Here is a 23,190-nt window from a genome sequence, read left to right as displayed (position 1 = left end):
TTGTACTGATGGGTGAAACCGGGCAGGGTGAAAGTGCGAGGCCGGGAGCACCAGCCGCCCCAGGCCTCCCACCAGCCGCCGGACGTATGCGGGGTCGATCTCTTCATGTCTGTTGCCGTTTCCGCCACACTCGCCGTGAACGAGGCCCTGGAGGCCCGGCGCCGCTCCGGCGCCGCCGTCCTGCCCCTGGGGTTCGGCGAGGCGGGACTGCCCGTCCACCCGGCGCTGCGGGACGCGCTCGCGGCCGGGGGCGGGTGCAACTCCTACGGGCCGGTCGCCGGGGAGCGCGGCCTGCGCGAGGCCGCCGCCGGGTACTGGTCCCGCCGCGGCCTGGACACCGGCCCCGACGCGGTCGTGGCCGGGCCGGGCAGCAAGCCGCTGCTGTACGCGCTGCTGATGAGCATCGGCGGGGACGTGGCCGTCGCCGCCCCGAGCTGGGTCAGCTACGCCGCCCAGAGCCGCCTGGCGGGCAACCGCCCGCTGTTCGTGCCCACCGAGCGCGGACAGGGCGGCGTCCCCCAGCCCGACCTGCTCGCCGAGGCCGTGCGGGACGCGCGCGGGCAGGGCCGCGACGTCCGTGCCGTGATCGCCACCGTCCCCGACAACCCGACCGGCACCGTCGCCGGCGCCGACACCGTCCGGCGCCTGGCCGAGGTGGCCCGCGCCCTGGACCTGGTGGTCATCTCCGACGAGATCTACCGCGACCTGGTGCACGACCCGGCCGCCACCGAGGTGCGCAGCCCCGCCGAGTTCGCCCCCGAGCGGACCGTGGTCACCACCGGTCTGAGCAAGAACCTGGCCCTGGGCGGCTGGCGCCTGGGCGTGGCGCGGATGCCGGATGGGCCCCGGGGAGCGCACCTGCGCGCCGAGCTGCTGGGGGTGGCCAGCGAGCTGTGGTCGAGCCCGAGCTCACCGGTCCAGCGCGCCGGGGCCCTGGCCTTCAGTGAACCGGCCGAATTGACCGAGCACATCGGGCGCAGCCGGCGCCTGCACGGCACGGTCGCGCGCGCGGTGGCCGAGCGCTTCACCGCCGCCGGGGCGGCCGTGGCCGCACCGCGCGCCGCCTTCTACCTCTACCCCGACTTCGAGCCGCACCGCGAGCGCCTGGCCGCCGACTTCGGCGTGGCCGACGGTCCCGGCCTGGGCCGGATGCTGCTCGAACGCTACGGCCTGGGGGCGCTGCCCGGCGTCGAGTTCGGCGAGTGCCCCGAGGCCCTGCGCCTGCGCGTCGCCACCAGCCTGCTCTACGGCGACACCGACGCCGAGCGCTGGGCCGCGCTGGCCGTGGACGACCCGACCTCCCTGCCGTGGATCCGCGCGCACCTCGACCGCTTGGAGGAGGTGCTGTCCGAGGTCGTCGAACCCGTGGCCGCGGCCGTCTGAGCGCGCCGCCCGCCACGCGGGGCGCCGGAGGGCGCCGACAACCGGATACGGGACACCAACGCCGAGGCGAACCCGGAGAACGGGGGCGAGGAGCGGGGCCGGACATCGCGGAAGGGCCGGTCCCGCTCCTCTGCGCGGGCCACCCTAGCGTTAGGCCCCCGCGGTCGCGGCGGGCGGGACCCGTGCGCCGCCGAACGCCTCGCCGCCGCCCCCCTTCCGGAGGCGCATTCACCTTCGTGGCGCGCCTGCAGCGCGCCTCTACCGCGCGCCGGGCGCCGGATGGCTCTAGGATCGCGAGCAGTCTTCACCGCATTTTCCTTCTGCTGAGGAGCAGCGATGACGCTCGTGGAGTGGGCGCGCCAGGTGTGCGCCGAGCTCGACCTCCCCGAGGAGGTCGTCAAGGAGGACGTCGACCGCGTCCTCGACCTGGCCCGGGACGCCGCGCACTCGGTGGCCCGGCCGGCGGCACCGCTCACCACGTTCCTGATGGGCATCGCGGTCGGCCGCGGTGCCGACCCGGACGAGGCCGCCCGCGTGCTCACCCGGCTCGCGTTGAGCCGCGCCGACGGTGCCGACGGTGCCGACAGCGGAGGGCCGGAGAGCGGGAACAGCGGATGACCGGGTGATCTCCGCTGGTCACGGCCCCTCCGCAACCGGTGTGTCGAGGGACCGTGACGTGAATGTGACGAATCGGTGTGAACCTGGCGGAACACCGCGGTTCCGTACCCCGGAAGCCGTGTCCGGAAGGGGAGCACCCCCTCGGAGCGCCCGGTGATCCTCGGGCGCGCCGCGCCCCCGTCCCCCGTCCGAGATCGATTGGGAGCCCTCACGTGGATCAGACCGTGAGCCTGTTGGAAGACCTGTCGTCCATCATCTGGGGACCCTGGGTCCTCATCCCCCTGCTGCTGATCACAGGGCTGTTCCTCACGATCCGCCTGCGACTGCTGCAGTTCCACAAGCTCTTCCACGCCCTCTGGCTGGCCTTCGTGCGCCGCAAGGAGGCCGAGGGCGAGGGCGACATCTCGCACTACCAGGCGCTCAGCACCGCGCTGGCGGCCACCGTCGGCGTCGGCAACATCGCCGGCGCGGGCCTGGCCATCGGCATCGGCGGGCCCGGCGCGCTGTTCTGGATGTGGATGACCGGCCTGGTCGGCATGGCCACCAAGTACAGCGAGGCGCTGCTGGGCGTGAAGTACCGTCAGCGCGACGACGTCGGCAAGCAGAGCGGCGGGCCGATGTTCTACCTGAAGCACGGCCTGTCCGGCGGACTCGGCACCACCCTGGGCTTCCTGTTCGCGCTCTTCGGCGCGGTCGCGGCCTTCGGCATCGGCAACGGCACCCAGGCCAACACCGTCGCCCAGCAGCTCGACGGGAACTTCGGGATCGCCCCGTGGGTCTCCGGCCTGGTGATGATGGTGCTCATCGGCATCGTCGTGATCGGCGGCATCAAGAGCATCGGCCGCGTCGCCTCGGCGGTCGTGCCGGTGATGATCCTGCTCTACATCGCCGTCACGCTGCTGGTCCTCATCGTCCACGTCGCCGACCTGCCCGCGGCCCTGGCGCTGATCGTCACCGACGCCTTCACCGGCACCGCGGCCACCGGCGGCTTCGTCGGCTCCACCGTGCTGATCGCCCTGCAGATGGGCGTCGCCCGCGGCATCTTCTCCAACGAGTCCGGCCTGGGCACCGGCGCCATCGCGGCGGCCGCCGCCAAGACCGACCAGCCCGTGCGCCAGGCGATGGTGTCGATGACCCAGACCTTCATCGACACCATCATCGTGGTCACCATGACCTGCCTGGTCATCATCGTCACCGGGGTGTGGCGGACCGGTGACGACGACGGCGCCGCGCTGACCTCCGCCGGGCTGCAGGAAGGCCTGGGCGGCGTCAGCCCGGCCCTGGGCGCGATGGCCGGGCCGATGCTCGCCATCGCGGTGGTGGTGTTCGCCTTCACCACCATCCTCGGCTGGTCGTACTACGGCGACCGCTGCATCGACTACCTGATCGGGCACCGCGCGGTGGTCTTCTACCGGGTGCTGTTCGTGGCCGTGGTCTTCGTGGGCGCCACCGCCGAGCTCGACACGGTCTGGCTGTTCAGCGACATCGCCAACGGCCTGATGGCGCTGCCCAACCTGGTCGGGCTGCTGCTGCTGTCGCCGGTGGTGGTCGCCGAGACGCGGCGCTACTTCGCCAACCCCGAGTGGAAGAACCCGGACTTCCGGGTCCCCGAGAAGCAGTAGCGCGCGGGTGCGCGACACCGCATGAGAAGGGCCTGTCCGCAACGGACAGGCCCTTCGGCCGTTCGGCCGTCCCCCGAGGGGCGGTGCGGGGCCGCGCCGCCCCGCGTCACCACCAGGCGTGGAAGTGGTGCACCGGCCCCTTGCCCGCGCCGACGTCCAGGTCGTCGGCGCGGCGCAGCGCCTCGGTCAGGTACTCCTTGGCGTCCCGCACCGCGTCCGCGCAGCCGTCCCGCTGCGGGAGCAGCGCGGCGATCGCCGACGAGAGCGTGCAGCCGGTGCCGTGGGTGTTCTTCGTGGCGACCCGGGGCGCGGTGAACGGGACGGCCGGGCGGCCCGGCTCCACCAGCAGGTCGGTGCTCTCGGCGGTGTCCAGGTGCCCGCCCTTGATCAGCACCCGGCGGGCGCCCAGGTCGAGCAGCCCGCGCGCCTGGTGCTCCATCCCGGCGGTGTCGACCGCCTCCTCCACGCCGAGCAGCTCGGCGGCCTCGGGCAGGTTGGGGGTGATCAGGTCGGCGCGCGGCAGCAGGCGGGCGCGGACCGCCCCGATGGCGTCGGCCGCCAGCAGCCGGTCGCCGCTCTTGGCCACCATGACCGGGTCGAGCACCACGTGCGGCGGCCGGTGGGCGTCGAGCGCCTCCGCCACCGCGTCGATCACCTCGGTGTCGGCCAGCATGCCGATCTTGACCGCGTCGGCCCGCACGTCCTCCAGCAGCACGTCGAGCTGGCGGGTGATGAACTCCGGGGGCACCCGGTGCACCTCGGCGACCCCGGTGGTGGTCTGCGCGACCAGGGCCGTCACCACGCTCATGCCGTAGCCCCCCAGCGCGGAGAAGGCCTTGAGGTCGGCCTGGATCCCCGCGCCGCCGCTGGGGTCGGTCCCGGCGATGGACAGGATGTTGAAGGAGCTCATGGGCGTCCCTTCGCTAGTGCGAGCTAGTGCAGGTTCGACGGGTGTGTTCTCAGCCGCGGTGGGAGGAGGGTCCGCGGCACCCCGCGCCGGTGTTCGATTGGAGGCCGGGCCGCTCCGGGGTGCGCCCCGGGCGGCCCAGCGTGCGATCAGGGTGTCACATGCGCGGGGCCGAGCCCGAGGCGGGGCGCGCGTGGCGCCCGCCCTGCGGCGCGGTGCCCCCGCCGCGGTGGCCGCCGCCGGAGTCCCCGCCGTGGCCGCCGCGGCCGCCGTGGCCGCCGTGGGCGTCCCCGCGCCGGGAACGCGTCGCGCGCTCCAGCAACAGCACCGCGACCACCACCGCGAAGCCGACGGCCATCAGGACGACCGTGAACGGCACCTCGGTGGGGGCGGTGAACGTGCGGTCCTCCTCCTGCCAGGGCCACAGCGCCCGGAGCGACCCGGCGAGCAGGCCGGTCATGACCACCATCGCCAGGTGGTGGTGGTGCTCCAGCACCCACTGCAGCAGCTTGACGAACAGGGCGCCGCCGATCAGTGCGCCGAGGAAGAAGAACCCGAGGTAGCCCAGGTCGCGGTCGTTCACCGCGTTCATGGTGGAGGTGTACAGGCCCAGGGTGAGCAGGATCAGCGAGCCCGACATGCCGGGCAGCACCAGGGCGGACACCGCCACCGCCGCCGCCGCGGTGACGATCAGCGGGTTGGGGTCGACCTGGGAGGGCGGCAGCCCGATGAGGACGAACGCCACCGCCGCCACCACGAGGGCCAGCAGGTAGTCGCCCACCCGCCAGCGCCGCAGGGTGCTGGAGTAGGGGACGTACACCGAGGCCACCACCAGGCCGAAGAAGACCGCGTAGGCGAACTGCTGCTCGGACTCCACGAGCGGGGCCAGCAGCTTGGCCGCGGTGAGCGCGGCGGTGGCCATGCCGATCAGCACGGCGAACACGGCCGCCCAGTCGGCCTGGCGGAACTCGGTGCCGGCGCGCGCCAGGCCGCGCCCGCGGGGCAGGTCGGAGACGGTGAGGCGGATGCCGCTGACCACGTGGCCCGCCGAGGTGATCAGGGTCTCGTAGATGCCGGTGATCAGGGCGACCGTGCCGCCGCTGATGCCGGGCACCACCTCGGCGGTGCCGATCAGGGCGCCGCGGACCAGGTTGAGGGCGTGGGTGCCGATTGGTTTGGCCATGTCTCGCGTTTCGTCGATGGGTCTGGGAGGCGGGGCGCGCGGCACCGGCCGCGGGGAGGCGGGCGTCGGGACGCCGCGCCCCGGACGTCTCGTCTTCCCGGACGGTCGCGGCGGTGGCCGACCGTCACCCGTTCCGAGTCCGCTCGGGCTCAGCGGGTTCGCGCGGAGCGCGGGAAACACGCCCTAGTGTAAGGACTCCCGCCCGGCCAGGGGCGCCGGAAGAGGCCCGAGGAGCGGGTTTTCGGGAAGTCCGCGCGGTGGTGTGCGGAAGACCGCAACCGGGCGGGTGCGGTGGTCCCCCGCCTCGGGCCGAAGGGCCGCCCGTACCGCCCGTGCCGCCCTCTCGTGGCCGACGGAGTCGAAGCCGGCCCTCTCTCATGGGGGTACCACCGCCGGTGTGCCGGCACCTTCGTCGAGACCGCCGCGGAGCGCGGGACCGGTCCCGCTCCGGACGCACCGCAAACATCTCCGCCGCGACCCTGGGCTAACGGCCGAGCCCGAGGGCCCCGCCGATCCATATGTCCAGTGCCGACTCCTGTGCGGCCTCCCGTCCTCTTCGTCTCCGAACGGACCCTTGTGCCTGCTCCTGGGCGTCTGTTCTTCTGCTGTGGGTCCCCGACCGGCACGCGTATCGTCCGCGGGCCGCGGGGTATCCCAAGAGCGACACGATCAGCGCTGATCGGAAAGGGACACCTGGATGAGCGACACCCGCGTTCTGGGAAGCAGGCCCTCCGGGGGCGACCCCTCCGGCCCTCCTGTCTCCACCGCCGACCACATCGCCCTGGCCCAGGCCCGCTCGGCCCACAACTACGCGCCCCTACCGGTGGTCATCGCCTCCGGCGAGGGGGCCTGGGTGACCGACGTCGAGGGGCGGCGCCACCTCGACATGCTCGCCGGGTACTCGGCGATGAACTTCGGGCACGCCAACCCCGACCTGCTCGCCGCCGCCCACCACCAGCTGGACCGGGTGACGCTCACCAGCCGCGCCTTCTACAACGACCAGTTCGCGCCCTTCGTCACCGCCCTGGGCGACCTGGCGGGCAAGGAGCGCGTGCTGCCCATGAACACCGGGGCCGAGGCGGTGGAGACCGCCATCAAGGTGGCCCGCAGATGGGCCTACGAGGTCAAGGGCGTCCCGGACGGGGAGGCCACCATCGTCGTGGCGGGCGGCAACTTCCACGGCCGCACCACCACGATCATCTCCTTCTCCTCCGACCCCGACGCCTACGGCGGGTTCGGCCCCTACACCCCCGGGTTCCGGTCGGTGCCCTACGGCGACGCCGAGGCCGTGGCCGAGGCGGTCGACGGCACCACCGCCGCGGTGCTGGTGGAGCCGGTGCAGGGGGAGGCCGGAGTGGTGGTGCCGCCGCCCGACTACCTGCCGCGGCTGCGCGAGCTGTGCGACTCCGAGCGGGTGCTGCTCATCGCCGACGAGGTGCAGTCCGGGCTCGGCCGCACCGGCACCGTGCGGGCCTGTGAGCACACCGGGGTGGTGCCCGACGCCTACCTGTTCGGCAAGGCGCTGGGCGGCGGCGTGCTGCCGGTGTCGGCGATGGTCGCCGACGAGTCGGTGCTCGGCGTCATCCAGCCGGGCCAGCACGGCAGCACCTTCGGCGGCAACCCGATGGCCGGGGCGATGGGCCGCACCGTGGTGCGGATGCTCAAGGAGGGGCCCTACCTGGAGAGCGCCCGGACGCTGGGGGAGGTGCTGCGCACCCGCCTGAAGGAGTTCGTGGGCGACGGTGTGGCCGCCGCGCGCAGCATCGGGCTGTGGGCGGGCATCGACATCGACCCGTCGCTGGCCACCGGCCGCCGCATGTGCGAGCTGCTCGCCGAGCGGGGCGTGCTGGTCAAGGACACCCACGGGTCGACGATCCGGCTGTCGCCGCCGCTGGTGATCAGCGAGGAGGACCTCAACTGGGGCCTGGACCAGCTCGGGGCGGTCCTGGCCGACCTGAAGGCGGGACGGGCCTAAGGGCGGTGTCCCGGACCGGGCGGGCCGCAGCGGGCGGTCCGCCCGGACCGGACCGCGCCGGTCCGGGCTCAGTCGAGGTCGCGGGCGAGGACCTCGGGCCCGGCGGAGTCCACGGTCTCGCGGGCGACGTACAGGTCCCGCTCGGGCCCCTCCTCGATCCGGGCGGCGATCCGCTCGGCGAACGCGCGCTGTCCGGCCGCGGTGGGGTGGAAGCTGCTGCGGTGCACCTGGATGCCGTCGGACAGGTCCCGCAGCACGACCCCGTTCAGCCACGCCTCCTCCGCGTTCACCTCGTGGCCCGCGAGCGCGGTGTAGACGTCGACGAACTCGACGCTGCCGACGTCGCCCTCCTCGGCGATCTCCCGGTCGGCCTCCCGGGCGGCGGAGCGCAGCCGGTCGTTGAAGGCCCGCACCTTCCCGTTCAGCCAGGCCTGGTCCTCGGCGGTCAGCGTGTAGTACATGCCGGACGGCTCCTCGGGGAACAGGCGCGGGTAGCCGACCAGCAGCAGGCGGGCGTCGGGGGCGCGGTCGCGCACCTCGGCGATGATCCCGTCCAGGGTGTCGTCGAAGGCCCGCATCCGGCGGTCGACGTCCTCCTCCTGGCCCTGGCAGACGCCGCCGGAGACCAGCGGCACGCGCACCATGCAGGTGCGCAGGACGGGGGTGAAGCCCAGGTCGTTGCCGCCGATGCCCAGGCTCACCAGGGAGGTGTACTCGTCGACGGCGCCGAGCTGGGCGTCCTCGGCCCCGGCCTCCTCCAGGAGCTGGGAGCCCTTGTGCTTGCTGCACGCGACGAACCCGAAGCCCCCGGCGAAGTCGAAGGACTCGGAGGTGCGGGAGGGGTAGGCGTCGGCCGAGCGGAAGCAGCCGTCCTCGCCGGTGGTGCCGGGCAGGTAGGAGCCGGCGCCGTCGCCGGAGGAGTAGGAGTCGCCCAGGGCGAGGTAGTGGCCCCAGGTGGCGGCCTCGACCGGATCCATGGCCAGCCGCCAGTCGTCCTGTGAGCCCGGCTTCCCGCCCGGCGGCCCCTCTCCGGGCGCGCACCCCGACCCGGTCAGCGAGCACCAGGCCCCGGCCAGGCCGCCGCGGGTGACGGGCACCGCGAGCACGAGGACGAGCAGCAGGGACACCGCGGCGGCCGCGACGAGGAGGACGCCGCGGCGGCCGCTCCCGGGTCTGAGCACTGTCGGCCACCGCCCCTCGATAGCTCCGTCGGCCGGGTTCCGAAGGGCAGAGTACCCGCGGCCACGGGGGTGCAGGGGTAACGGCGCGGCCGCCTCCGAGGCGTCCCGGGCACCGGAAGGGCGGCGGGCCGCGAGGGGACGCCGACGACCAGCGAGGATGCGGGGGAGAGGCGCGCATCACACCGTGGCCGGAACCGGAAGGGGGCGGCTCCGGCGGTCGCGTCCAAGAGAGGCCTTCCCCCGTTCGTCCGCACACGGTCATGGGCCCTCGCCGACGACCGGGGCCGGAGGGGGGCACCTGAACGGATTTCCGCGGGGTCCCGGCGGCCCGGATCCTCGTTGGTCTCGGGGATGACGCCCCTAGAGTCCCGTCGGTGGCGTCGTTTCTCCCGGGATCGACGATGGAGGGGCCGGGCGGCAGCGCACCACTGTGTCGATCGCGCGGTCGATGTCGGTAGGCGACAGGTCGGCTCGGGCCGTCAGGCGCAGGCGGGGGCGGCCGTCCGGGACCGACGGCGGGCGGAAGCACCCCACCCGCACGCCCCTTTCCGCGCACCGGCGCGCCCACCGGGTGCATTCCTCGGGCGAGTCCGCGATGACCGAGACGACGGCGCCGTCGGGGGCCGACGTGTCCAGGCCGTGTTCGCTCAGGCCGGTGCAGAGCGCGCGTGCGCGGCCCCTCAGGCGCTCGGCGAGCCCCGGATCCGTGCGGAGAAGGCGGAGCGCCTCACGTGCCGCACCGGCCGAGGCAGGGGCGAGGCCGGTGTCGAAGATGAACGTGCGCGCCGTCTCCACCAGGTGGCGGACGACGCAGGACGGCCCCAGGACGGCGCCGCCCTGCGCCCCGAGGGACTTGGACAGCGTCACCGAGACGACCGTGTCCCGTGCGCCGCGCAGCTCCGCGGCGGTGAGGGCCCCCGCGCCGCCGGGCCCGACGACGCCGAGGCCGTGGGCGTCGTCCAGCAGCAATGCCGCGCCCGTGCTGCGGCAGGCGCGGGAGAGGCCGGGAAGGTCGGTCAGGTCTCCGTCGACGGAGAAGACGGTGTCGGACACGAGGGCGCGGCGTTCGGCCTCTGAGCCCTCGGACGCCTCGTCCAGAGCGCGCGCGGCGGAATCGGGATCGGCATGGCCGAACAGGGAGACACGGGCGCCCGAGGCCTTGGCCAGCCGGGCGGCGTCGATGAGGGAGGCATGGTTCAGGCGGTCGCACACCAGGTGTGCCCCGCGCCCGGAGAGCGCGGTGACCATGGCGAGGTTGGCGGCATAGCCGGAGGAGAAGACGAGCGCGGACTCGGTGCCGTAGAAGTCGGCGAGCTCCTCCTCCAGCGCGCGGTGGAGCAGTGTGTCGCCGGTGACCAGACGCGACCCGGTCGCCCCGGCGCCCCACCGCCGGGCGGCCTGCGCGGCGGCCCCGGTGACCCGTGCGTCGCGGGCGAGCCCGAGATAGTCGTTGGAGGCCAGGTCGAGCACGTCCTCGTCGTGGGGGCGCGGCCGCAGGACCCGGGTGAGCCCGGCGGCGGCCCGCTCCCGGGCGGCCCCGGCGAGCCACCGGAACGGCGGCGCGGGGGAGGTGTCGTCGGCGGTGTCGTCGGTCGTCGCGGTCACGCTCGGGTCTCCCGCCTTCCTGGTCTCGGCCCGGGCGGCCCTGATCCGGGGGGTGGTCGACCGTGCCGACGCGGATGGGCGGAGGCCCCCGCCCCCGAGCGGGCTCCTGCGCCGATCAAGGCCGTACGGCCCGCCCGGTGGCCGCGGTGTCCGTCCTCGATGGGGAGACACGCCTGTACGCGGACCGGCTCGGCCGGGCCGGGCGCGGCCCCTGGCCCCCTGCTCTTCCCCACGGGCGGGCGGCGGGGTACCGCCGCCCGCCCGGACCGCCTGGAAAACGGTCACGTGGAGCCTCACACGTGTTCGGCGCCCCCGTCATGCGCGGGAACGCACAAACATCCCCCGCCCGATTCTGTGGGAGGGACCATCGCCCTGCGCCGGGCCCCTCGGAAGGATGTGCGGGTATGACGTCTCCGCTCCGACCGGCCCCCGACGGCACCGAGGCCGACGCCGCGACCGGCGCCGCCGCCGAATGGGTCCGCGAGGTCGACCGCGACCTGCTCTGGCACCCCTACTCGTCCGTGGGCCCCGGCGCCGCCGGCGCCCCCTACGTCGTGACCGACGCGCACGGCACGCGCCTGCGCCTCGTCGGCGACGACGGGCGCGAGCGCGAGGTCGTCGACGGCATGGCGTCCTGGTGGTCGGCCATCCACGGTTACCGCCACCCTGTCCTGGACGCGGCCGCCCGCACGCAGCTCGACCGGTTCGGGCACGTCATGTTCGGCGGCCTCACCCACGAGCCCGCCGCCCGCCTGGCCGCGCTGCTCTCCGCCGCCGCCCCCGGCGACCTGCGCCACGTCTTCCTCGCCGACTCCGGGTCGGTGGCGGTCGAGGTCGCGCTCAAGATGTGCCTGCAGTACCAGCGCTCCCAAGGCCGCCCCGAGCGGCGCCGCATCCTGACCTGGCGCGGCGGCTACCACGGGGACACCTTCCACGCCATGTCGGTGTGCGACCCCGAGGGCGGGATGCACTCCCTGTGGGGCGACGTCCTGCCCCGCCAGGTCTTCGCCGACGCCCCGCCCGAAGGGTTTGATGCCGACCCGGACCCCTCCTACGTCGCCGGGCTGGAGCGGCTGGTCGCCGCGCACGCCGACGAGCTGGCGGCCGTCATCGTGGAGCCGGTGGTGCAGGGGGCGGGCGGCATGCGCTTCCACAGCCCCGGCTACCTGCGCGAGCTGCGCCGCATCACCCGCGAGCGCGGCCTGCTGCTGGTGTTCGACGAGATCGCCACCGGCTTCGGCCGGACCGGCTCCATGTTCGCCGCCGGACACGCCGGGGTCGTCCCCGACGTGATGTGCCTGGGAAAGGCGCTGACCGGCGGATACCTGACGCTCGCCGCCGCCCTGTGCACGCCGGAGGTGGCACGCGGCATCTCGGAGGGGGAGGTGCCGGTGCTCGCCCACGGGCCCACCTTCATGGGGAACCCGCTGGCGTGCGCGGTCGCGGCGGCGAGCGTCGGCCTGCTGACCGGCGGCGACTGGCGCGGCGACGTCGCCCGGGTCGAGCAGGGGCTGCGCGACGGCCTGGCCCCCGCGCGCGCTCTGCCCGGGGTGCGCGACGTGCGCGTCCTGGGGGCGATCGGCGTCATCGAGCTGGACCGGCCCGTGGACACGGCCGCCGCCACGCGCGCCGCCGTCGACGCCGGGTGCTGGCTTCGGCCCTTCCGCGAACACGTCTACGCGATGCCGCCCTACATCTGCGACACCTCCGACCTGGAGGCCGTCACCGGCGGAATGCTCGCCGCCGCCGAGGCCTCCCTGAAGGCGACCGCGTGACGGTGATGGCGGTCGCCGGGACCGGAACCGGGGTGGGCAAGACCGTGTGCACGGCCGCGCTCGCGGCCCTCGCCGTAAGGGCCGGACGGCGGGTCGCCGTGCTCAAACCCGCGCAGACCGGGGTGCGGCCGGGTGAGCCCGGGGACGCGGACGAGGTCGCCCGCCTGGCCCCGGGGACGACGGTTCGGGAGCTGGTCCGCTACCCCGACCCGCTGGCCCCGGCCACCGCCGCCCGCCGGGCCGGGATGGAGGGGCTGCCCGCCGAGCGGGCGGCGCGGGCCGCCGTGGAGCTGGTCGACGAGGGGCACGACCTGGTGCTCGTCGAAGGTGCGGGCGGGCTGCTGGTGCGCTTCGACGAGCAGGGGTCGAGCCTGGCCGACGTGGCCGCGGCCCTGGCGGCCCCGGTCCTGCTGGTCGCGCGCGCGGGCCTGGGAACGCTCAACGAGACGGCGTTGACGGCCGAGGCGCTGCGCGCCCGCCGGATCATGTGCGCGGGGGTGGTGATCGGCAGCTGGCCCCGACGGCCGGGCCTGGCCGAGCGGTGCAACCTCGGAGACCTCCCGAAGGAGGCCGGGGCGCCGCTGCTGGGGGCATTGCCCGAGGGCATGGCGGAGCTGGCGCCTGAAGAGTTCGCCACCAAGGCACAGGCCCTCGGGCTAGCATGGATGACGACGGTGGGTAGCCGCGGCGCTCGTACATGACGCTTCGAGGGAGTGGGCGAGATGACGGTCTCCGACGAGCTGAGAGGGCAGTCCAAAGTCGCCGGTCTGCTTGATCAGCATGAGGTTCGCTACGAGATCATCAACGGGGAGATCATCATTTCGCCGTCTCCGAGCCAGCTGCACCAGGAGATCCAGCTGGACATTCTGCTGCAGTCGAGGCACAACGGCTACCCCGCCACGATGGATGCCTCCGTGCGGTTCCCAGGGTGCGATGACGAACTCAGGCCGGACGTGGCGGTCTTCGAGGAGGGAACGCGGCTTCCCGCCTCGGGAATGCGCCCAGGAGACAAGGTTCTGCTCGTCGCCGAGGTCGTATCCCCGTCATCCCGGATCACCGACGAGGTGTCGAAGAAGGACCTGTATGCGCAGCTGGGCGTTCCCTGCTATCTGATCGTTCGGCAGAGCGGTGACCTGTGGACCCTGTACAGCGCTCCTGAGCAGGAGGAGTACACGGAGATCGCCGAGGGGCCGATGGGGGACTTCGTCGGCGTGCCCTCTCTGCCTTGGGCTGTGCGGACGCGCAGCCTGGAGCGCTACATGTAGTCGGGGCTCTCCCCACCCCGTGGCCCGCCGCGCCACCGTCCTCCGCCGTACTGTGTGCCGCGCCTCCATGGCGCCCGTGCCGTCCCGCCGTCAGGCTGTGTCGCGGCGGGACACCCTCGGGCACCCCGCCCACCTGCGCTTCGCCAGCCGGGCTCACCGACCCCCGTGATGCGCGACACTCCGACCGTGTTGTTAGATGGGCGTCACATCACAGCGGCGGCCCCGCCTGACCGGCGGGCGCGGCCGACCGCTCGCCTGCGTTACATGAGGAGGGCGCCAGCAATGACGCAGCCACCACCCCCCGTGCTCTGGACCCCCGACACCGAACGGCGGGAACGGGCCAACATCACCGCGTTCGCCCGCTGGGCGCGCGAGGAGCGGGGGGCGGCCGTCGACGAGGGCGACTACGACTCCCTCTGGCGCTGGTCCACCACCGACCTCGACGGGTTCTGGTCGGCGATCTGGGACTACTACGGCGTCCGCTCCTCGACCCCGCCCACCGAGGTCCTCGCCGAGCGGGCCATGCCCGGAGCGCGCTGGTTCCCCGGCACCCGCCTCAACTACGCCGAGCACGTCTTCGCCGACCGCGACGACGACGCCGTGGCCATCCGCCACGCCTCCGAGCTGCGCGTCCTGGGCGAGTGGACCTGGGGCGAGCTCAAGCGCCGCACCGCCGCCATCGCGGCCGGGCTGCGCCGCCTCGGTGTGGGCCCCGGCGACCGGGTCGCCGCCTACCTGCCCAACATCGCCGAGACGGCCGCCGCGTTCTACGCCTGCGCCTCCATCGGCGCGGTCTGGTCCTCCTGCTCGCCCGACTTCGGCGTGCGCAGCGTGATCGACCGCTTCGCCCAGATCGAGCCGAAGGTGCTGCTGACCGTCGACGGCTACCGCTACGGCGGCAAGGACTTCGACCGCACCGGAACGGTGCGCGAGCTCCGCGCCCAGCTGCCCGGCCTGGAGCACACCGTCGTGCTGCCCTACCTGGGCGACGAGGTGCCCGAGGACGCCCTGGCCTGGGAGGCGCTGGAGCGCGCCGGGGAGGGCGCCGAGCTGGAGTTCGAGCGGCTCCCCTTCGACCACCCGCTGTGGGTGCTCTACTCCTCCGGGACGACCGGGCTGCCCAAGGCCATCGTGCAGGGCCACGGCGGCATCCTGCTGGAGCAGCTCAAGAATCTCCACCTGCACCTGGACGCCCAGGAGACCGACCGGGTGTTCTGGTTCACCACCACCGGGTGGATGATGTGGAACTTCCTGGTGAGCGTGCTGCTCACCCGGGCCTCCATCGTGCTGTTCGACGGCAACCCCGGCCACCCCGACCTAGGGACCCTGTGGGACCTGGCCGAACGCGCCGGGGTCACCGTCTTCGGCACCAGCGCCGGATACCTTTCCACCTGCATGAAGGCCGACATCCACCCCACGGAGGGGCGGGACCTGTCGGCGCTGCACGCCATCGGCTCCACCGGGTCGCCGCTCAGCCCCGAGGGGTTCGACTGGTGCTACCGCGAGTTCGGCGACGGGCTGTGGCTCTTCTCCACCAGCGGCGGCACCGACATCTGCAGCTGCCTGGTCGGCGGCGTGCCCACCCTTCCGGTGTACGAGGGGGAGATCCAGGCCCGGTCCCTGGGAATGGCCGTGGCCTCCTGGGACCCCGAGGGCAAGGAGCTCGTCGGCGACGTCGGCGAGCTGGTGGTCACCGAGCCCGCGCCGTCCATGCCCCTGTACTTCTGGGGCGACGACGACGGGGAGCGCCTGCGCGACAGCTACTTCTCCATGTACCCGGGGGTGTGGCGGCACGGCGACTGGATCTCCATCACCGACCGCGGCACCGCCGTCATCTACGGCCGCTCCGACTCCACCATCAACCGGGGCGGGGTGCGGATGGGCACCAGCGAGATCTACCGGGCGGTGCTGTCCCTGGACGAGGTCGTCGACGCGCTCGTGGTGGACGTGCCCCAGGAGGACGGGAGCTCGCGCATCGAACTGTTCACCGTCCTGCGCGAGGGCGCCGACCTGGGCGAGGCGCTCACCAAGGCCATCGCGCGCCGCATCCGCGAGGACTGCTCGCCCCGGCACGTCCCGGACTCGGTGCGGGCCATCGCCCAGGTGCCGCGCACCCTCTCGGGCAAGGTGCTGGAGGTCCCGGTCAAGCGCATCCTGATGGGCGAGCCCGCCGAGAAGGTGGCCAGCCGAGACTCCCTGGCCAACCCTGAGGCGCTGGACTACTTCTCGACGCTCGCGCGCGGCGGGGACTGAGCGGCGGCTGCCGGGGGCGGGGCGGCGCCGTGCCGCCCCCGGCCGGTGGGGGCCGCGACTCCAGCGCAGGCCCCGAAACCGGCCCCCGCGGGCCGCCCCAAAACACCGCAATACCTCCTAAGGTGGGCGTCGTGACTCCGCCCCAGGACCCCCGCCTCCCCGACGGGTCGGCGGCGCCCGCGGCGCGCGAGCGCATCGCCGGGATCGACGCCGCGCGCGCCCTCGCCGTCTTCGGCATGCTCACCGTGCACCTCGGCGTCGGTTCGCTCGGCGTCGCCGGGCTCGCGGGCGATGAGGCGGCCGAGGCCTTCCACGGGCTGACCCGCGGCCGGTCCTCGGCGCTGTTCGCCTTCCTCGCCGGGGTCTCCCTGGCGCTGATGACCGGCAGGTCGCAGCCCCTCCCCGGCCTGGCGCTGCAGCGCCCCGTGGCGCGCATCCTGGTGCGCGCGGTGGTGCTGGCCCTGCTCGGGATGGCCCTGGACGTGCTCGACGCGCCGGTCGCGGTGATCCTCGCCTACTACGCCGGGTTCTTCGTGCTGGCCCTGCCGCTGCTCACCCTGGGCCCGGTCGCGCTGGGCTGCACGGCGGCGGCGGTCGCCCTCATCGGGCCGCAGGCATCGTTCCTGATCCGCTCGGCCATGGGCGACCAGGGGTTCCGGGAGAACTCCATCGGCGGCATCACCGACCTCCTCCTCACCGGCTACTACCCGGCGTTCACGTTCATGGCGTTCGTGGTGGCGGGCATGGCGGTCGGACGGCTGGACCTGAACGCGGCCCGGGTGCGCCTGGGCATGCTGGGCACCGGGGCCGCACTCGCCCTGCTCGGCTACGGCGGGTCCTGGCTGCTGCTGTACCCCCTGGGCGGGATCGACCGCCTGGCGGCCGACCTCGCGGCGTCGACCTGGGGTGCCACCGGCCTGGACGCCGCCGGGCTGGCGCCGATGCGCGACTGGGTCGTCGGGGAGCTGGGCAACATGCACGGGCAGGTCCCGACGGACTCCCCGCTGTGGCTGCTCATCGCCAGCCCGCACAGCGGCACCAGCTACGAGGCCGTCGGCGCGATCGGCACGTCCCTGCTGGTACTGGTGGCCTGCCTGTACGCGGCCGAGCACGCGCGGGTGCCGCTGTACCCGCTGTCGGCGGCCGGGGCCATGGCGCTGACGGTCTACGCCGGGCACATCGTGGTCATGGCGCTCGGCGGCATGTCCTTCCAGGACACCGCTCCGTTCCGGTGGGAGGCCTTCGTGGTGGCGGCGCTGGTGCTGTGCACGGTGTGGAAGCTGCTGCTGGGCCGGGGACCGCTGGAACGCGCCCTGGGGTGGCTCGCCGACCGCGGCGCCGACCTCGTCCCCGACCGGGGGGCCCACCCGGCCCGCCAGGGCTGAGCCCGCCCCCGCCCCTCGTCCGCATCCGGCCACCCGCCGAAGCCGCGCCCCACACTTGGCCCGCCCCGCCCGCGGCGCCCACGCCCCGGAGCCTCTCGGCCGATCGGCCGATCCCTGCGGAGTGACCGCCCGGCTACCGTCACGGCCGTGTCCGAGGCGGCGGCGTATCGCGCCCCGCGCTCCAAGCGATGCCGGAGGGGTGACGACCAGTGTGGAGGACGACGCTCGCCGGGCTCCGTGCCCACAAGGCGCGGTTGGCGATGGCCGCCCTGGCCACCGTGGTCGGGGCGGCCTTCACCGTTGGAACCCTCGTCCTCGGCGGCACCCTCCGCGCGGACGCGGAACGGACCGTCACCGCCAACACGGCCGACGTGGACGTGGCGGTGCTCACCTCCAGCGGCCTGCGCAAGCTGCCGCAGGAGACCGTCGACGACCTGGCCGCGCTCGACGGGGTGGAGCGCGCCCAAGGGGTCGTGGAGGGGCAGGCGACCCTGCTCGGCGCGGACGGCCGCCCCCTGAGCCAGAAGCCCGTGGCCGCCTCGGTCACCCTGCGCACCTCCACGGTGGAGGGCAGCGCCCCCGAGGCCGACCACGAAGTCGCGCTGGCCGCGTCGACCGCCGACGACGCGGGCGCGGGCGTCGGCGACACGGTCGGCGTGCTCGACGCCCAGGGGCGGCCGCGCGAAATGACGGTGACCGGGCTGGTCGACACCCGGGGCGAGGGCTCCATGGCCCTGCGCGGGGCGGCGGTCTTCACGCTCCCGACCGCGAAGGCGGTCACCGGGGAGGCGGACTACGCGGGCATCTACATCACCTCGTCCGGCCCCGCCCCCGAGGACCTGCGCGCCGACGTGGCCGCGGCCATGGGCGGGGGAGGCGAGGAGGTCCTGACCGGCAGGCAGTGGGCCGACGCCAAGGCGGCGGGGAGCGGTGTGGACCCGGCCCTGCTCAGCGCCGGGCTCGCGATGCTCGGCCTCGTCTCCCTGCTGGTCTCCGGGCTGGTCATCTTCAACACGTTCAGCATCCTGGTGGCCCAGCGCAAGCGCGAGCTGGCCCTCCTCCGGTGCGTGGGGGCCGCCCGCTCCCAGGTGTTCGGCAGCGTGCTCGCCGAGTCCGCCGCCCTGGGGGCCGCCGCCTCGGTGGTGGGGGCGGCCCTCGGCGTCGCCGCCGGGTACGCGGCCGTCCCCGTCCTCAGGGCCTTCGGCAGCGACATCCCCTACTCCGTCGTCGCGGTCACGCCGCTGACCATCGCCGTCGGCCTGGCCGCCGGGGTCGCGGTCACCGTCGGCGCCGCGGCCGTTCCCGCGCACGCCGCCACCCGTGTGCCCCCGGTCGCCGCGCTGAACAGCACCCGGGAGCGCGAAGGCGGGCGGTTCGGGTCGGTGCGCGGAGTGCTGGGCCTGCTGGCGGCCGCGGCGGGCGCCGGCGCCTCGGCGGCGGCCGTGCCGGCCCTGGGGCCGGGGGCCGCGGCGCTGAGCACCGTCGTGGTCGGCGGCATGCTCTTCTTCCTGGGACTGGTGGCCCTGGGGCCGATGCTCGTGGGTCCGGCCGTCCTGGTCGTCGGCTTCCTGCCGCGACGGCTGTTCGGCACCCCCGGGCGCCTCGCGGTGGCCAATGCCCGCCGCGCCCCGCGGCGGGCGGCGACCACCGCGATCGCTCTGGCCGTCGGGGTGACCCTGATGTCCGGTGTCTCGGTGGCCGCGGAGAGCTTCGAGGCGTCGGTGAACAAGGGCGTGGAGCAGGCGCTCCCGGTCGACTTCATGGTGACGGCGCCCGGGACGGCGGAGCAGGCGCAGATCCCGCCCGGGGTGGTCGAGCGGCTCCGGGGAACCGACGGCGTCGCCGAGATCGGCGCACAGCGCGAGGCGGTGGTCGAGCTGGACGGGAAGGAGGCCGGGTTGGCGAGCGTGGTCCCCGGCGGCCCGTTCGAGGAGCCGGTGGTCGTCGAGGGCGCCCGCCCGGACGCGATGGGGCCCGGACAGATCGCCGTCACCCCCGACCGGGCCGAGGAGTTCGGCATCGGCGTGGGCGACACGGTGGGCGTGGCCACCGGGGACGGGCGGACCGCCGAACTGGAGGTCGCCGCGGTCGTCCGGGCCTCGCCCTATCCGCCGTTCTCCATGACCGGGGAGGGCTTCACCGCCCTGTTCGGTGAACGCGGCTACGGGGCCCTGATGATCAACACCGACCCGGGCCTGAGCCCCGAGGAGGGCCGCGCCGCCGTGGAGGCCGGGACCGAGGAGTACCCGGCCGTGTCCATCACCGGGACCGACGACGCGCGGCGGCAGCTGGAGGAGGCGCTGTCCAACCTGGTGATGATCGTCGGAGGGCTGCTGGCCCTGTCCGTGGTCGTCTCCCTGATCGGGATCGCCAACACGATGAGCCTGTCGGTGGTGGAGCGGACCCGGGAGTCGGCCGTGCTGCGCGCCCTGGGGGTCACCCGGCGCCAGCTCGGCCGGATGCTGACGGTCGAGGCCCTGGTCCTGGGGGCGGTCGGGGCGTGTACGGGCGCGGCCGTGGGCGGCCTGTACGGCCTGGCGGTGATCACCGCGATGCGCGCCGACGCGGTTCCGGCGGTGCCGGTCGGACAACTGGCCCTCGTCGTGGCCGGGTCGGGCCTGGCGGCCATGGCGGCGGCCGTGCTCCCCGCACGGCGGGCGGGGCGGACGTCGATCGCCGCCTCCCTGGCAGGAGGGTGAGGGTGCTCGTACCGGCCGTTCGCCCCGGCGATCGCCTGTGCGGTGCGAATCACCTGCCGGTCAGGCGGGCCACTTGGGGGTGCGTTTGTCCAGGAACGCCGCCATCGCCTCCTGGGCCTCCGGGGTCTGGGCGGCGGCCGCCATCACCTCCACCGCGTACGCCATGGCGTCGGACTCGGGCCGCTCCATCTGGGCGTAGAGCGCCTGCTTGCCCAGGGCCTTGCTGCGCGGGGAGCCGCGGGTGGCGCGCTCCAGCAGGTCGCGCGCGGTCTCCTCCAGCTCGGCGTCGGCGACGGCGCGGTTGACCAGCCCCCATTCGGCGGCCGTGCTCGCGTCGATCACGTCGCCGGTCAGCGCCATCTCCGCGGCCCGCTTGCGCCCCACGTTGCGGGAGACGGCGACCATCGGCGTGTGGCAGAACCAGCCTCCCTTCCCGCCGGGGGCCGCGAACCCGGCGCTGTACCCGGCCACGGCCAGGTCGCAGGTGGCGACGAGCTGGCACCCGGCGGCGGTGGCCAGCCCGTGCACGCGGGCGAGGACGACCTGGGGCACCGACTGCACGGTGCGCATGAGCCGGGCGCAGGTGAGCAGGGTGCGGCGGGTCGCGGCGTGGTCGGCGCCGGCCAGGTCGGCGAAGTCGTGCCCGGCGGAGAACACCGGGCCGTTGGCGGCGAGGGTGATGCCGAGCGCGTCGGAGGCGGCGGCCTCTTCGAAGGCCGCGGTCAGCTCCTCCATGAACCCCTCGGAGAGGGCGTTGCGGCGTTCCGGCCGGTTCATGGTGATGGTGGCGTGCGGTCCGGAGCGTTCCACGAGGACACGGTCGTTGCTGCTCATGAACCGACGGTACGCCGAGGTCCGCGCCGCGTCACGGGACGCGGCGCGGGGCGGGGCCGGTCAGGCGCCGTCGGTGACGGCCAGCGCGCCGGACGGGCACAGGCGGGCGGCCCGGAGCGCGTCCCGTTCCCGGTCGGCGGCGGGCGCCCCGTCCAGCACCCGCACCAGCCCCTCCTCCTCGTCCTGGTCGAATAGGTCGGCGGCGGTCAGGACGCACATCCCCGCCCCGATGCACCGGTCGCGGTCGGCGCCGATCCTCATCGCCCGCCCCCTTCCGGCCCCCAGGTGACGGGCAGGGCCTCCACGCCGTAGATGTCCGCCTCGGAGCGCAGCGGTACCTCCTCCGGCGGCACCGCGAGGCGCAGGTCGGGGAGGCGCCGCAGCAGTGCGGGGAAGGCGGCCCGCATCTCCACACGGGCGAGCTGCTGGCCGAGGCACTGGTGCACGCCGTGGCCGAAGGACAGGTGCCCGGGCGCGTCCCGCCTCAGGTCGAGCCGGTCGGGGTCGGGGAAGCGCTCGGGGTCGCGGTTGGCGGCGGCGAGGGACACGGCGACCGTGTCGCCCTCCTTGATCGTGTGCCCCTCCAGCTCGACGTCCTCCAGGGCGGCGCGCTGGCCTGTGTGCGGGATGCTCAGGTACCGCATCAGCTCCTCCACGCCCTTGTCGACGGCCGCGGGTTCGTCGCGCATGACCGCGAGCTGGTCCGGGTGGAGCAGCAGGGCGAAGGTGCCCAGCGCGATCATGTTGGCGGTGGTGTCCAGCCCGGCCGCCAGCAGCAGTGTGGCCACGTTGACCAGCTCCTCCTCGGTGAGGTCGGAGTCGGTCAGCTCGCTGAGGATGTCGTCGGTGGGGGCGGAGCGCTTGGCGGCCACCAGGTCCCGCAGGTACGCGTAAAGCTCCTGCCACGCGCGGTCCGTCTCCTCGGCGGTCGCCGCGGGGTCGTTGAAGGTGCGGGCGGCCCCGTTGAACCGGGCGTGGTCCTCGGCGGGGACCCCGAGGATCTCGCAGATCACCAGGGCGGGGACGGGCTGGGCGTAGGCGGTGACCAGGTCGGCGGGGCCGCCCGCGCGCTCCATGGCGTCCAGGTGGTCGGCGACGGTCCGCTCCACGCGCTCGGTGAGCAGCCGCATCCGGCGGACGGTGAACCTGCCGGTGAGCAGCCGCCGGTAGCGGGTGTGCTCGGGCGGGTCGGCCTGGAGGAACATCCCGGGCGGGGCGGGCGGCATGCGGTCGGGCATCCCGAACCGGGGCAGTACGAGGCGCTGCAGCTCCGACCGGGTGCTGAAGCGCGGGTCGGAGGTGACGGCGCGGGCGGCGGCGAAGCCGGTCACCAGCCACCCCGGGGTTCGGTCGGCGAGCGGGATGCGGGCCAGCGGGCGCACCCCGGCCAGCTCCTCGGGCGGGTCGAAGGGGTGCCCGGCGGGGCGGGCGGTGGGCATCCCGGGCAGTTCCGGCAACGGTGCCGTGGTCATGGTGGATCTCCCCCGTCAGAGTTTCGATCGAATGAAACGCTACGTTGCATTCAAAAACTCATCAATGCGGGCAGAGGTCAGATCGCCTGTCATGCCTGGTGTAAGGCGACAATCGTTGCGGTGGGTGTGGGGTGAATGCAACCTTCCCGTGGTCGCTACGTTGCAATGAAGGTCGAGTGAACGCACAATGGGGTGAAGGGGCGCGCATTTCGGCACGGCCCGCCGACGAGTAAGGGGGAAGCGCATGCCCGGAGGACGCCTCACCCCTGACGAGCGCCGCCGCATCGCCCGCGGTCTGGGCGACGGGCTGTCCTACGCCGGGATCGCGCGCGGGCTGGGGCGGCCCACATCCACCGTGACGCGCGAGGTGATGCGCAACGGGGGGCCGAACGACTACCGGCCCGACCGCGCCCAGAGGGAGGCCGAGCGCCGCGCCCGGCGCGGCCCTGCGGCGCCGCCGCGCTCGGCGTCCCAGGCCCCCGGCCCAGTGGACGGGGCGCGGCGCCGGGCCGAGGAGATCGTCATCGGGCCGCTCCAGGCGACCGGTCTGCCGCGCACCCCGGCGCGGGTCGTGGCCGCCCTGTTCGTGGCCGACGCCGGTCTCACCGCCGCCGAGCTCGCCGAACGGCTCGGCCTCAGCCCCGCGTCGGTGTCCAAGATCGTCGGCTACCTGGAGGAGCAGGACCTGCTGCGGCGCGAACGCGCTCCGGGCGGGCGCCGCGACCTGTACTTCGCCGACCGGACCGCGTGGGTCCGGGCGTGGGAGGCGAGCATCCGGGCGAACCTGCAGCTGGCCGAGGCGGCTCGGGAAGGCGCGCGCATCCTCGGGGCCGGGACCCCGGCCGGTGCCCGCCTGGACGAGGTGGGGGCCTTCTTCGCCATGTCCTCCGAAGCGCTGTTGGAGGCCACCGCTCGCTGGGAGCGGGAGACGGGGTGGCGGTTCCCGGACTGCGGCGAGCCGGACGCGGACGGCGGCGCGGATCGCGGACCGACGCGGACACCGGCCGCCGGAGCGCCGGAACCGGAGGAGTAG

The 23,190-nt window shown here is 74.4% G+C and carries 18 protein-coding genes and 1 riboswitch; of the genes, 11 read left to right on the top strand and 7 right to left on the bottom strand.

The genetic code is table 11. The annotated features are described in order from the left end of the window. The first annotated feature begins 105 nt into the window (after positions 1-105). The 3 genes from O4U47_RS25240 (at position 106) to O4U47_RS25230 (ending at position 3,623) form a co-directional block, all read left to right on the top strand. Positions 106-1,383: a pyridoxal phosphate-dependent aminotransferase gene (locus O4U47_RS25240; RefSeq protein WP_270680463.1), complete on the top strand. Its 1,278-nt coding sequence runs from the start codon at positions 106-108 to the stop codon at positions 1,381-1,383. A gap of 336 nt (positions 1,384-1,719) precedes the next feature. After that, positions 1,720-2,001 carry a DUF6457 domain-containing protein gene (locus O4U47_RS25235; RefSeq protein ID WP_270680462.1) on the top strand — a complete coding sequence of 94 codons (282 nt, stop codon included), beginning with the start codon at positions 1,720-1,722 and terminating at the stop codon, positions 1,999-2,001. Positions 2,002-2,213: 212 nt separating this feature from the next. Beyond that, positions 2,214-3,623, top strand: a complete 1,410-nt coding sequence (locus O4U47_RS25230) for an alanine/glycine:cation symporter family protein (RefSeq protein WP_270680461.1) — start codon at positions 2,214-2,216, stop codon at positions 3,621-3,623. A gap of 106 nt (positions 3,624-3,729) precedes the next feature. Here O4U47_RS25230 and thiD read toward each other — a convergent pair whose 3' ends face one another. Beyond that, a complete protein-coding gene (gene thiD, locus O4U47_RS25225; protein WP_270680460.1) occupies positions 3,730-4,533 on the bottom strand; it encodes a bifunctional hydroxymethylpyrimidine kinase/phosphomethylpyrimidine kinase in 804 nt (267 codons plus the stop codon). After that, positions 4,522-4,627: riboswitch (TPP riboswitch) on the bottom strand. It overlaps the preceding gene by 12 nt. Before the next feature lie 60 nt (positions 4,628-4,687). After that, entirely contained in the window at positions 4,688-5,713 is a 1,026-nt protein-coding gene (locus tag O4U47_RS25220) for a DUF368 domain-containing protein (protein WP_270680459.1), read from the bottom strand. 697 nt (positions 5,714-6,410) lie between these two features. Here O4U47_RS25220 and rocD point away from each other — a divergent pair. After that, positions 6,411-7,688 (top strand): ornithine--oxo-acid transaminase, encoded by a 1,278-nt coding sequence (gene rocD, locus O4U47_RS25215; RefSeq protein WP_270680458.1) that lies wholly within the window; start codon positions 6,411-6,413, stop codon positions 7,686-7,688. 68 nt (positions 7,689-7,756) lie between these two features. Here the strand turns inward: rocD and O4U47_RS25210 are convergent, their stop codons facing one another. Together O4U47_RS25210 and O4U47_RS25205 are read right to left on the bottom strand one after the other, a co-directional pair. Then, complete coding sequence (locus O4U47_RS25210) at positions 7,757-8,869, bottom strand: SGNH/GDSL hydrolase family protein (protein ID WP_270680457.1); 1,113 nt, start codon at positions 8,867-8,869, stop codon at positions 7,757-7,759. Between the two features lie 360 nt (positions 8,870-9,229). Beyond that, on the bottom strand, positions 9,230-10,474 hold the full coding sequence (locus O4U47_RS25205) for an 8-amino-7-oxononanoate synthase (RefSeq protein ID WP_270680456.1): 1,245 nt from the start codon (positions 10,472-10,474) through the stop codon (positions 9,230-9,232). A gap of 404 nt (positions 10,475-10,878) precedes the next feature. On the opposite strand from O4U47_RS25205, the gene O4U47_RS25200 reads away from it, so the two are divergent. The 6 genes from O4U47_RS25200 to O4U47_RS25175 all read left to right on the top strand — a co-directional run bounded on the left by O4U47_RS25200 (position 10,879) and on the right by O4U47_RS25175 (position 19,851). Continuing rightward, positions 10,879-12,249: an adenosylmethionine--8-amino-7-oxononanoate transaminase gene (locus O4U47_RS25200; protein WP_270680455.1), complete on the top strand. Its 1,371-nt coding sequence runs from the start codon at positions 10,879-10,881 to the stop codon at positions 12,247-12,249. Then, complete coding sequence (gene bioD, locus O4U47_RS25195; protein ID WP_270680454.1) at positions 12,246-12,950, top strand: dethiobiotin synthase; 705 nt, start codon at positions 12,246-12,248, stop codon at positions 12,948-12,950. Before O4U47_RS25200 ends, bioD begins: the two co-directional genes overlap by 4 nt. 21 nt (positions 12,951-12,971) lie before the next feature. Continuing rightward, a complete protein-coding gene (locus O4U47_RS25190) occupies positions 12,972-13,514 on the top strand; it encodes a Uma2 family endonuclease (protein WP_270680453.1) in 543 nt (180 codons plus the stop codon). A 282-nt stretch (positions 13,515-13,796) separates the two neighbouring features. Further along, a complete protein-coding gene (locus O4U47_RS25185) occupies positions 13,797-15,767 on the top strand; it encodes an acetoacetate--CoA ligase (RefSeq protein ID WP_270680452.1) in 1,971 nt (656 codons plus the stop codon). Positions 15,768-15,898: 131 nt separating this feature from the next. Further along, positions 15,899-17,152, top strand: a complete 1,254-nt coding sequence (locus O4U47_RS25180) for a heparan-alpha-glucosaminide N-acetyltransferase domain-containing protein (RefSeq protein ID WP_270680451.1) — start codon at positions 15,899-15,901, stop codon at positions 17,150-17,152. A 209-nt stretch (positions 17,153-17,361) separates the two neighbouring features. Beyond that, positions 17,362-19,851: an ABC transporter permease gene (locus O4U47_RS25175; RefSeq protein WP_270680450.1), complete on the top strand. Its 2,490-nt coding sequence runs from the start codon at positions 17,362-17,364 to the stop codon at positions 19,849-19,851. Positions 19,852-19,911: 60 nt separating this feature from the next. On the opposite strand, the gene O4U47_RS25170 is transcribed toward O4U47_RS25175, so the two are convergent. Genes O4U47_RS25170 through O4U47_RS25160 form a run of 3 tightly spaced genes read right to left on the bottom strand, consistent with a single transcriptional unit; the run spans position 19,912 to position 22,157 of the window. After that, a complete protein-coding gene (locus tag O4U47_RS25170) occupies positions 19,912-20,685 on the bottom strand; it encodes an enoyl-CoA hydratase-related protein (RefSeq protein WP_270680449.1) in 774 nt (257 codons plus the stop codon). A 60-nt stretch (positions 20,686-20,745) separates the two neighbouring features. Beyond that, positions 20,746-20,946, bottom strand: coding sequence for a ferredoxin (locus O4U47_RS25165; protein ID WP_270680448.1), 201 nt, complete (start codon positions 20,944-20,946; stop codon positions 20,746-20,748). Continuing rightward, positions 20,943-22,157 (bottom strand): cytochrome P450, encoded by a 1,215-nt coding sequence (locus tag O4U47_RS25160; protein ID WP_270680447.1) that lies wholly within the window; start codon positions 22,155-22,157, stop codon positions 20,943-20,945. The genes O4U47_RS25165 and O4U47_RS25160 overlap by 4 nt, the downstream gene beginning before the upstream one ends. A gap of 244 nt (positions 22,158-22,401) precedes the next feature. Between O4U47_RS25160 and O4U47_RS25155 the strand changes: the two genes are divergently transcribed. Next, the gene (locus tag O4U47_RS25155; protein WP_270680446.1) at positions 22,402-23,190 is read left to right on the top strand and encodes a GbsR/MarR family transcriptional regulator; all 789 of its coding nucleotides are present in this window, start codon (positions 22,402-22,404) and stop codon (positions 23,188-23,190) included.

The organism is Nocardiopsis suaedae, assembly GCF_027706745.1.
Lineage (GTDB): Bacteria > Actinomycetota > Actinomycetes > Streptosporangiales > Streptosporangiaceae > Nocardiopsis_A > Nocardiopsis_A suaedae.
Note: the sequence above shows the minus strand (reverse complement) of the source record. Positions and strands in the feature narration are given on the sequence as shown.